This window comes from Lichenibacterium minor, assembly GCF_004137685.1.
Classification (GTDB): domain Bacteria; phylum Pseudomonadota; class Alphaproteobacteria; order Rhizobiales; family Beijerinckiaceae; genus Lichenihabitans; species Lichenihabitans minor.
In genome coordinates, this window is record NZ_QYBB01000050.1 from 17,463 (window position 1) to 27,579 (window position 10,117).

General features: G+C 71.8%; 9 protein-coding genes. 6 read left to right on the forward strand and 3 right to left on the reverse strand.

Going from position 1 to position 10,117, the window contains the following annotated elements; translation table 11 throughout:
* Positions 1 to 57: 57 nt before the first annotated feature.
* Genes D3273_RS23710 through D3273_RS23730 form a run of 5 tightly spaced genes read left to right on the forward strand, consistent with a single transcriptional unit; the run spans position 58 to position 6,151 of the window.
* Complete coding sequence (locus D3273_RS23710) at positions 58 to 1,293, forward strand: ABC transporter substrate-binding protein (protein WP_129229399.1); 1,236 nt, start codon at positions 58 to 60, stop codon at positions 1,291 to 1,293.
* A gap of 31 nt (positions 1,294 to 1,324) precedes the next feature.
* The gene (locus D3273_RS23715; protein ID WP_129229401.1) at positions 1,325 to 2,263 is read left to right on the forward strand and encodes a carbohydrate ABC transporter permease; all 939 of its coding nucleotides are present in this window, start codon (positions 1,325 to 1,327) and stop codon (positions 2,261 to 2,263) included.
* Between the two features lie 35 nt (positions 2,264 to 2,298).
* Positions 2,299 to 3,111, forward strand: a complete 813-nt coding sequence (locus D3273_RS23720; RefSeq protein WP_428977802.1) for a carbohydrate ABC transporter permease — start codon at positions 2,299 to 2,301, stop codon at positions 3,109 to 3,111.
* Between the two features lie 26 nt (positions 3,112 to 3,137).
* Positions 3,138 to 5,090: a glycoside hydrolase family 127 protein gene (locus D3273_RS23725; RefSeq protein WP_129229404.1), complete on the forward strand. Its 1,953-nt coding sequence runs from the start codon at positions 3,138 to 3,140 to the stop codon at positions 5,088 to 5,090.
* Positions 5,087 to 6,151 (forward strand): ABC transporter ATP-binding protein, encoded by a 1,065-nt coding sequence (locus D3273_RS23730; RefSeq protein WP_129229406.1) that lies wholly within the window; start codon positions 5,087 to 5,089, stop codon positions 6,149 to 6,151. The genes D3273_RS23725 and D3273_RS23730 overlap by 4 nt, the downstream gene beginning before the upstream one ends.
* A 145-nt stretch (positions 6,152 to 6,296) precedes the next feature.
* Here D3273_RS23730 and D3273_RS23735 read toward each other — a convergent pair whose 3' ends face one another.
* The 3 genes from D3273_RS23735 to D3273_RS23745 all read right to left on the reverse strand — a co-directional run bounded on the left by D3273_RS23735 (position 6,297) and on the right by D3273_RS23745 (position 8,689).
* A complete protein-coding gene (locus D3273_RS23735) occupies positions 6,297 to 7,127 on the reverse strand; it encodes a bacteriorhodopsin (protein WP_129229408.1) in 831 nt (276 codons plus the stop codon).
* 124 nt (positions 7,128 to 7,251) lie between these two features.
* The gene (locus tag D3273_RS23740; protein ID WP_165359646.1) at positions 7,252 to 8,265 is read right to left on the reverse strand and encodes a Brp/Blh family beta-carotene 15,15'-dioxygenase; all 1,014 of its coding nucleotides are present in this window, start codon (positions 8,263 to 8,265) and stop codon (positions 7,252 to 7,254) included.
* A gap of 175 nt (positions 8,266 to 8,440) precedes the next feature.
* On the reverse strand, positions 8,441 to 8,689 hold the full coding sequence (locus D3273_RS23745; RefSeq protein WP_129229411.1) for a PfkB family carbohydrate kinase: 249 nt from the start codon (positions 8,687 to 8,689) through the stop codon (positions 8,441 to 8,443).
* 114 nt (positions 8,690 to 8,803) lie between these two features.
* On the opposite strand from D3273_RS23745, the gene D3273_RS23750 reads away from it, so the two are divergent.
* Positions 8,804 to 9,400 carry a PilZ domain-containing protein gene (locus tag D3273_RS23750; RefSeq protein ID WP_129229413.1) on the forward strand — a complete coding sequence of 199 codons (597 nt, stop codon included), beginning with the start codon at positions 8,804 to 8,806 and terminating at the stop codon, positions 9,398 to 9,400.
* The last annotated feature ends 717 nt before the right edge of the window (positions 9,401 to 10,117 follow it).

Genomic DNA, 10,117 nt, shown 5'->3' on the forward strand with positions numbered 1-10,117 from the left:
GACCACCCCGTCGCCAACGATCGCGCCGGGTTCGACGCAACATCGAGGGAGGACTTCATGCGCGCATTCGAAACTCTGCTCGCCGCGGCCACGGCCCTGACGGCCCTGGCGATGCCGGCGGCGGCCCAAACGCTGACCATCTGGAGCCGAAGCGGCCAGGGCGACACGCTCGAAGCCGTCGCCAAGGCCTATGGCGAGAGCCATGCCGACAAGGTCGCGGTGGTCACCCTGCCGGTCGACGAGTTCGTCCAGAAATACGCCACCGCCATCGCGGCCGGCAACGCGCCCGACGCCGTGGCGCTCGACCTGATCCACACGCCGACATTCGCCCAGGCCGGGCAGCTCGAGGACCTGACCGCCTGGGCGAAGGGCTTGCCCTATTTCGGGGCGCTGTCGCCGGCGCACCTGTCCGTCGGGACCTACCAGGGCAAGGTGTACGGCCTGCCGCTGACCACCGAAACCTCCGTCCTGGCCTGGAACAAGGACCTGTTCAGGAAGGCGGGGCTCGACGCCGACAAGGGCCCGACCACCTGGGCCGAGTGGAAGGCGGACGCCGCCAGGGTGACGGCGCTCGGCGGCGACACGCACGGCTTCTACTTCTCCGGGGCCTGCGGGGGCTGCTACATCTTCACCTTCACGCCCCTCGTGTGGGCTTCGGGCGGGCAGATCCTGGTCGACGACGGCGCGAAGGCGACGCTCGACACCCCGGCGCTCAAGGACGGCGTCGACTTCTACCGCTCGCTCGTCGCCGGCGGCATGGTGCCCGCCAGCTCCCGCACCGACACGGGCTCCGACTTCCTGTCGATCGTCGACGGCAAGATCGGCCTGCAGTCGATCGGCGCGAGCCAGATCGGCGTGCTGACGATCAAGTATCCGGACCTCCATTTCGGCGTGACGCTCATCCCCGGCCGGGACGGCGGCACCTCCTCCTTCGTCGGCGGCAACAACATCGTCGTCACCAAGGGGGCGAAATCGGTCAAGGCCGTCGAAGCCTTCATGGAATACGTGTATTCGCCCGAAGGCCAGCGGCTGATGGTGCGTCACGGCAGCCTGCCGGCCCGCTCCGACATCGCCGCCGACGTGATGAAGGGCCAGGACCCCCGCTACGACGTCGCGGTAGCCGCCATCGCGGTGGGGCGCACCCCCTATTCGCCCCTGTTCAACGACATCATCAACAGCCCGAACGGGCCCTGGGCGCAGATGATGAACGCCGCGATCTTCGGGGCCGACCCGGCCAGCGCCATCAGGGACGGCCAAACCCGCATGCAGGACGTCATCGACGCCGCGAAGTGACGCGTCCCGACCGCCGCCGAGGAGCAGCCCGATGTCCGCCACGTCCCTGCCGACCGCCGCCACGGCCGCGGCGGCGAAACCCAAGGATCGCCGCCGCAGGAAGCGGCGCGACCTCGTCGGGCTGCTCTACGTCCTGCCCGCCATGGCGCTGGTGGTCGTCTTCTTCGTCGTGCCGATCGGGATGACGGCCTGGATGTCGCTGCACAACTGGCCGCTGCTCGGCGTGCCGCGCTTCATCGGGCTCGGCAACTACGTCCGGATGTGGTCGGACGCGGGGTTCTGGTCGTCGCTGCGCTTCACGCTGCTCTACACGGCCGTGGCCACGGTGGCGATCTTCGCGGTCGCCTTCCCGCTGGCGCTGTTCGTCGAGCGCCCGCGCCCGCTCGGCGCCCTGTTCCGCACGGTCTTCTTCCTGCCCGTCGTGGTGGGGTTCGCCACGGCGTCGCTGTTGTGGGTGTGGCTGCTCAACACCGACAGCGGCCTGTTCGCCCCGGCCTTCCAGGCGTTGGGCTTCACGCCGCAGCGGGTCAACATCCTGGGCGACTTCGGCACGGCCTTCCCGGCCATCGTCGCCATGGTGGTGTGGAAGGTCGCGGGCTTCACCATGATCCTGCTGATGACCGGGCTGCAGGGCATCCCCGGCGACGTCGTGGAAGCCGCCCGCATCGACCACGCGGGGCCGCTGCAGCGCTTCCGCTTCATCACCCTGCCGCTGATGCGCCGCACGCTGGGCCTGGCCCTCATCCTGTGCGTCACCGGCTCGATGCTGGCCTTCGACCAGTTCTACATCATGGTGGCGGGCGGCCCCCGCAACCAGACCGTCACGGCGGTCTACACGATCTTCAACCAGTCCTTCGTGTCGTTCCGCCTCGGCTACGGCTCGGCCCTGTCGATCGCGCTGCTCGCCATCCTGCTCGTCCTCAGCGTCGGCCAGCTTTGGCTGCTGCGCGACCGGGAGGACGCCCGGTGAGGGCGACGCGCGGGCGCGCCCGCCTCACGGCGGCCCTGTCGACGCTGGTCGGCCTCGTCGTCGCCGCGGCCTTCCTGGCGCCGATCGCCTGGACGGTGCTGTCCTCGTTCCGGCCGGCCGCCGAAGCCGCGCAGCCGCCGCTGCCGCCCTGGCCGACGCGGGGCTTCAGCCTCGACGCCTACCGCACGCTCGACGGCTTCAGCGGGGGGCTGTGGCTCCACGCCGCCGACAGCGGCCTCGTCGCCGGATCCACCGTGGTGCTCAGCGTCGTAGTCAGCCTGTTCGCCGGCTACGGCTTCTCGCGCTACCGCTTCCCGCTGCGCAACACCTGCTTCGTGCTGGTGATGACCACCATGATGGTGCCGTTCCAGTCGATCCTGGTGCCGCTCTTCATCCTGCTGACGCGGATGCACCTGCAGAACACGCTGACGGGACTGACGCTCGTCTACGTGACGCTGCAGCTCCCCTTCTCGATCTTCATGATGCGCAACGCCTTCGACGCCGTGCCGCGCGAGATCGAGGAAGCGGCCCGCATCGACGGGGTGCGCGACCTGCGCCTGCTCGTGCGGGTGCTGCTGCCGCTCGTCATGCCCGGCGTCGCCACGGTGGCGATCTTCGCGTTCCTCAACAGCTGGAACGAGTTCCTCGCCGCCCTGGTCTTCCTCAGCGACGAGTCGAAGTTCACCCTCCCCGTGCTGATGACGGCGGTGCGGGCCGGCCGCTTCGGATCCATCGACTGGGGGGCCGTGCAGGCGGGCGTCACCGTGATGATGGTGCCCTGCCTCGTCGTCTTCCTCGCCCTCCAGCGCTTCTACATCCGCGGCCTCACGGCCGGCGCGGTGAAGTGATGCCCCTCCCGCCCGAGTGCCGCCCCATGTCAGACACAGCCGCCCGCCGCTTCCGCCCCCCGGCCGTCCCGCAGGTCGAGGTCCGCGGTTTCTGGGGCCCGCGCATCGACGTCGTCGCGGACAGGACGGTCGGCATCCTGTTCGACCGCTGCATCGCGGCCGGCACGCTCGACCAGGTCGACCCCGCCGTGCCGGTGCCGGACCTGCGCATCCCGTTTCAGCACGGCAACAGCGTGACGACCCAGATGTTCTGGGATTCCGACTTCGGCAAGATCATCGAGACGGCCGCCTACGCGCTGCACCGCCGGCGCGACCCCGCGCTCGAGCGCCGGATCGACGAGGTGGTCGACGCCTATGCGCGGCTCCAGGCCGAGGACGGCTACCTCGACAGCTGGTTCCAGCGCATGCGCCCGGGCGAGCGCTGGACCAACCTGCGCGACTGCCACGAGCTCTACAACATGGGGCACCTGATCGAGGGCGCGGTGGCGTATTTCCACGCCACCGGCAAGCGCACCCTGCTGGACGTGATGGCGCGCTGCATGGACCACGTCATCGCGACGCTCGGCCGCGAGCCCGGCAAGAAGCCCGGCTATTGCGGCCACCCCGAGGTCGAGCTGGCGCTGGTCAGGCTCGCCCGCGCCACCGGCGAGCGCCGCTACCTCGACCTCGCCGCCTACTTCGTCGACGAGCGCGGGCGGAGCCCGAACTACTTCGACGTTGAGGCCGAGGTGCGCGGCGAGCGCTCGGAGGACTTCTGGTTCAAGACCCACGAATACAGCCAGTCGCACCTCCCCGTCCGCGAACAGGACCGGGTGGTGGGCCACGCCGTGCGGGCCATGTACCTTTACAGCGGCATGGCCGACGTCGCGACCGAGACCGGCGACACGACGCTGGTGGAGCCGCTGGAGCGGCTCTGGGCCGACCTGACCGGCAAGAACCTCTACGTCACCGGCGGGCTCGGGCCCTCGCAGGCCAACGAGGGCTTCACCGTCGACTACGACCTGCCGAACGAGAGCGCCTACGCGGAAACCTGCGCCGCTGTGGCGCTGGTGTTCTGGGCGAGCCGCATGCTCGGCCGCGGACCCGACAACCGCTTCGGCGACGTGATGGAGCGGGCGCTCTACAACGGCGCCCTGGCGGGCCTGTCGCTCGACGGCACGAAGTTCTTCTACGAGAACCCGCTGTCGAGCCGCGGCGACCACCACCGCTGGACGTGGCACCGCTGCCCCTGCTGCCCGCCCAACATTGCGCGCCTCGTCGCTTCCGTGGGCTCCTACGCCTACGGCGAGGCCGAAGGCGAGGCGGCGGTGCACCTCTACTGCGCCGGCACGGCCGACCTCGACGTCGGCGGCGGGCGACGCCTGCGCGTCGTGCAGGAGACCGACTACCCGTGGAGCGGAGCGGTGCGCCTGACGGTGGGGCTCGACGCCGAGGCCGACCTGGCGCTGTCGCTGCGCATCCCGGCCTGGGCGGAAGGGCCGACCCTGTCGGTCAACGGCGAAGCGGTCGACCTGGCGGCCGTCTCGGTCGCCGGCTACGCGCGGCTCGCCCGGCGCTGGTCGGCGGGCGACGTCGTCGACCTCGACCTCGGCATGAGGGCCAAGCGGCTCTACGCCAACCCGAAGGTGCGGCAGGACGCGGGCCGCGTGGCGCTGCGGCGCGGCCCGCTGGTGTATTGCGTCGAGGCCGTCGACAACGGCCCGCTGCTCGACGGGCTGTCGTTGTCCCCGACGACCGAGATCCGCCATGAGTTCGTGGCGGGCCTGCTCGGCGGCGTGGTGGCGCTGAGCGCCGCGGCCGAGACCGACGCGGCGGACTGGGGCGGCGACCTGTACCGCGACGCCCCGCCGGACCGCCGGCCGACCGCGCTCCAGGCCGTGCCCTATTACGCCTGGGACAACCGCGGCCCGGGCGAGATGGCGGTGTGGCTCCGCGCTTGCGCGCCGGACGCCAAGCGCGACGGGACGGCGCGCTCGTGAGCGGCGTCGAGCTGCGGGGCGTCACCAAGTCCTACGGTGCGGTCGGCGTCATCCACGGGATCGACCTGTCGATCGCGGACGGGGACTTCGTCGTCTTCGTCGGGCCTTCGGGCTGCGGGAAGTCGACGCTGCTGCGCATGATCGCGGGGCTGGAGGAGGTGACCGGCGGCGACGTCGTGATCGCGGGCCGGGACGTGACCGACGCCGACCCCTCGGAGCGGGGCATCGCCATGGTGTTCCAGTCCTACGCGCTGTACCCGCACATGAGCGTGCGCGAGAACATGGGCTTCGGCCTGAAGATGATGCGGCAGGCCCCCGCCGCCGTGGCGTCCCGCGTCGACGCCGCGGCCGAGATCCTGAAGCTCGGGCCCCTGCTCGACCGCAAGCCGAGCCAGCTTTCGGGCGGGCAGCGCCAGCGCGTCGCGATCGGCCACGCCATCGTGCGCGACCCGAAGGTGTTCCTCTTCGACGAGCCCCTGTCCAACCTCGACGCCGAGCTGCGCGTGTCGATGCGGATCGAGATCGCCCGGCTCCACCGCGAGCTCGGCAACACGATGATCTACGTCACCCACGACCAGACCGAGGCGATGACGCTCGCCGACAAGATCGTGGTGCTGCGCGCCGGCCGCGTCGAGCAGGCCGGCACGCCGGCCGAGGTCTACGACGACCCCGCCAACACCTTCGTGACGGGCTTCATCGGCTCGCCGCGCATGAACCTGCTCGGAGGGCGCACCGCTGCCGACGGCGGCGTCACCTTCGGCGGCCGGACCTTCCCGGCGCCCGTCGCGGCGCGGCTCGCGCCGGACCGGCCCGTGCAGGTCGGGCTACGGCCCGAGCACCTGCGCGAAGCGCGGCCGGGCGAGGCCTCGCTCGGCGTGACGGTGGGATTCTCGGAGTTCCTCGGGGGCACGAGCTACGTCTACGGTGAGGTCGACGGCGGCGGCGCGATCGTGGCCGAGCGCCGGCGCGGCCCACCCCCGCGGCCGGGCGACCGGCTCGACCTCGCCTTCGACCCCGCCGACCTCCGACTCTTCGACGCGGAAGGGCTCCGCCTCCGCTGACGGCGGGCGCCTTCGGAGGAGGCGAAGGACGCGGGCACGCCGGCCCGGATCGCGGGCCGGAGCGGCGATCCGGGTGTCGACCGCTCGGGGACCGCCACGGCGCGCCGCCGCCCGTGGGGGCGACGGGGATGCGTCGGCCCGTCCGTCACCCGGCGTCGACGCGGACCGTCCTGCGCTCGCCCGACGGCAGGTGGCCGACCAGCTCGCCCGGCGCGGGCGCCCCGCTCGGCACCGCGTGGGTGGCGATCATCGCGGGGGACACGCTTCCGCGCGCCAGGTCGGCGTCGGTGATCGCCTTGCTGCCGCCCATGGCGATGAAGCCGTAGACGACCTTCGAGGTCAGATCGAGGATGACGATCACGGCCGTGGTGAAGGTCGCCGACCAGGCGTAGATCCCGTCCGGTCCGAAGAAGACCAGGATGGGATAAAGCAGCCACAGCGCCGACAGGATGACGACGTTGCGATCGTAGGCGCTGCGGCGCTCGCTGTCGCGCATGGCGGCTTCACGCTTCAAGGCGCCGAACAGGATGTAATAGACCGCGAGGAACGCCACGCAGCTGACGATGAACCACATCCATTTGGCGAAGGGGTCGACCGACATGCCGAAGAACAGGCCGGCGAGGATCATGACCACGTCGGACGCCAGGAGGCCGCTCACGAGGCCGGCCCGGCGGTGGGCGCCGTGCAGGGCCGTCATGGACAGGCCGAGCAGCAGCGTGGGGGTGGTCACGCTCCAATCGATGTAGCGGGCGTACAGGAAATCGCGGGTCCCGGTCCCGACGGAGAAGGGGAGGCTCATCGAGCCCTGGTGCATCGCCATCGCGAGATAGGCCAGCGCCGCGAAGAGCGGCACGATCCCGTGCGAGATCGTGTGGCCTTCCTCGTCCTGGGTGCGCGTCCCGCCCATCGCGAACAGCAGGACGGAGCCGCCCAGCATGCCGAGCGTGCCCACCCAAAGCCAAAATGTTTCAGTCATCGATCCGCGGTTCCGTCGTCACAGGGGAATGCCTGTTCGAGCGCCCTAACACTCTCGGCCCGAAGAACGGACCGCGGATCGCCGGAAAAAACCGGAGCTGCTGCACGATGTCGCCGATCGGGCGTCACGCCCGGCGGCGCTCGGGCGTCGAGCGCTCCGCCCAGGCTTCCAGGGCCATGTGGGGCACCGTCAGGGCCGCGATCAGGCGCAGGCTCCAGGCGAGCACGTCGGTGGTGCCGAGCGTGCCGCCGATGCCGGCCCACGTCAGGCCGAGGGCGGCGAGGCAGACGAGGGCGGAGGGTGCCACGATAGCGCCCGCCAGCAGGGTGGCGCGCCGCGCGTCCCCGGGCCGGTGGTCGTCCGCGATGCCGATCATGTGCCGGACGGCATGCACCAGGCAGAAGTAGAGCGCGAAGCCGAGCAGCGGCGGCAGGACCACCGCCGCGGCGGCGATCGCGCCGACCTCCGCGGCGTCGCCTGCCCCGCCCGTCCGGGCGGGCGGTCCCGGCCGGAAGGTGCAGGGGCCGAGCACGGTGCAGGCCACCGCCAGGCCCCACGGCACCAGCAGCCATCGCAGGCCCTCGAGCACGCCCGCCACGGCCGTCGCCTGGGCGCCGGCGAGGGCGGCGACGAGGGGTGCCACGCCCGCGGCATGGACGAGCAGCACGGGAAGCAGCGGCGTCGTGGCCCGGACCGCGACCGCCAACCCGTCCCGGCGCTCGTCGGCGCGGAGGTCGCCGCGGCCGAAATGCAGCCCCGACAGCCCGACGAAGAGGAGCAGCGTGGCGAGCGGCGCCAGCGTCCATCCGACCATCACGGCGGCCACGAGGGACAGGTAGGCGACCAGGAAGACCGGCAGCCACGCCCGCCCGAAGCGGGGCCGCATGACCCGATGGGCCACGACGAAGTCGGAACTGCCGTGCGGCACGCCGATCAACGCCCCGCCGACCAGCAGGGCCGCACCGCTCCAGGGGGCCAGGGCGGTCCCGGCCTGGGGCCAAGCGAGCGCGCCGGCCGCGGCTCCCCCCAGCACGGCCGTGGCCAGGACCCTGTGGGTCCCGTCGGCGGCGGCGCGCCAACGGGCCGGCGCGGCGGGCAAGGTCCAAGACGAGCCGCGATCGAGCGGGGTGAAAGCCACGTGAGGTCCGCCTCCGGGGGCCGACCGGTTCCGCCCATCCGGGCCGGATAGCGATCGCCCCCCGACTTGGTTCCGGCGGCCCGCGTGTGGCACGGCGCCCGGGCGGGGCCCGGTTCCGCATCGCGGGGCCGTCGGCCGGGACCCGCGGGACCGCCGCCGTCCCCGCGGACGAGGGTCAGCGGAGGTGTTCCGGCGTCGACACGAGGCGGGACGCTTCGCGGTTGGCGGCGGCGAGGCCGGCCTCGAGGCCGGCCCCCGTGGCCAAGGCGGCCGCGAAGGTGCCGACGAAGGCGTCGCCGGCCCCGTGCGTGCTCTTCACCGCGACGGGGATGGCGGGGATCGTCACGGCCAGGCCGGCGCGATCGGCCGCCGCGACGCCGATGTCGGGCCGCAGCTCGCCTGCGGCCGGGTCGCGCCGACCCACGGATTCATTCCGCGCTCACCACACCCCCACACTTCGACGGACGAGCACGGCATTCAACTTTTTTGCAACCCGGGATGACGGATAAGGGCAGTGAACTTGAACGAGGAGGCGGACATGCACACGGAGAATGCAGCACGACGCGCAGGCGGAGAGCCCGTCGACCTCCTCGGTCTCGACGGCCGCGTCATGGTCGACGGCGTCGACGTGCGGTGCAGGGTTCCGTGGGTTCGCGGGCGGACGGCCCACGTCAGCATGGCGCAGCCCGCCGGCTTCGCCCCGGGCGACCGTGTCATCGTCTACCTGGACCTCATCGGCCGCCTCGAAGGCGTCGCATCACCCCTCGACGCCACCAGCCTCGAGCTCGCCATCGTGGCCCCGCCCGCGAAGTGGGAGCGCCTCCGTCGGCAGTTCTCGACCGTCGCCGCCATGGCGCCCGAGGACAGGGCCAACCTGCGCGGGCACCGGCGCATCGTGCCCGACCAGCCCGACGTGCGCCTCACGTCGACCGATGGCGTCGACACGCCGGCCCAGATCCGCGACCTTTCGCGCTCGGGCGCTGCGGTGACGTCCCACATCCCGCCGCAGGTCGGCAGCATCGTCGCCCTGAACTCGACGCGCGGCCGGGTGGTGCGCCTGCTCGACGGCGGGTTCGCGGTCCAGTTCCTGCGCCTGCTGCCGCTCGAATCGTTCGGCGCCGCACACGCGCTGTAGAGGCTGTCCTGGATCGGCGGCGAGTCGAGCCAGGTTCCTCGGCTTGGGACAGGCGAAAGCGACCATGTGCAGGCCCGCGACCGTGCCGGGAAAACGCTCGTGGATTCTGAAGAGATGGGTTCACTCGGGCCATATGGAGAACCCGGCCTTCGATAAGCCGAGCACGCGCGCCATCACGGCCACGGGAAAGGCGGCCTGGTTCGCGCTGATGAAGGCGTAGAGCCCGGGGGCACCACGCCGGTCTCCCGCGCGAATCTGGCCGCCGCTCGAGAGGGGATACCGCGCTCCAGGCCCAACGGCTTGTTCTCGCCGCGCAGGCGGGCCAGTTCATCCCGTCGCGCGGGTGTCGGCACGGTGTCGGCCGCCGCCGGATTCGGCTCTCGCCCGCCGTCCCGGCGGTCCGCTTCGGCGACCCAGTTCCGGCTCGCCTGGGCGGACGGCTCGAACTCGCGCGCCAGATCCTGCGCGTCGCGGCCGGCGCGGGCGCGGACAGATCGAGCATCTGCTGACGGAACGACGGCGCATAAGGGAAGCGTGTCGTGGGCAGGCGGGAACACCTCGTGCGACGGCATCATCGGTGTCCGTCGATCGTGTCCCCAGGAATGGTGTAGCTTCCGGAGGAGCCACCTTGGTCACCGGATTGGGCCGGGACGGTCAGGCTGCCAGGATCGGCAGGCTGACGGCGTCATCATCGCCGATCGGGGCGATGCTTTCCAG

Bases quoted from the DNA above. Each gene is read 5' to 3' on its own strand.
- D3273_RS23735 (WP_129229408.1), bottom strand. From the start codon at position 7,127: ATGACTGAAACATTTTGGCTTTGGGTGGGCACGCTCGGCATGCTGGGC.
- D3273_RS23750 (WP_129229413.1), top strand. From the start codon at position 8,804: ATGCACACGGAGAATGCAGCACGACGCGCAGGCGGAGAGCCCGTCGAC.
- D3273_RS23725 (WP_129229404.1), top strand. From the start codon at position 3,138: ATGTCAGACACAGCCGCCCGCCGCTTCCGCCCCCCGGCCGTCCCGCAG.
- D3273_RS23715 (WP_129229401.1), top strand. From the start codon at position 1,325: ATGTCCGCCACGTCCCTGCCGACCGCCGCCACGGCCGCGGCGGCGAAA.
- D3273_RS23710 (WP_129229399.1), top strand. From the start codon at position 58: ATGCGCGCATTCGAAACTCTGCTCGCCGCGGCCACGGCCCTGACGGCC.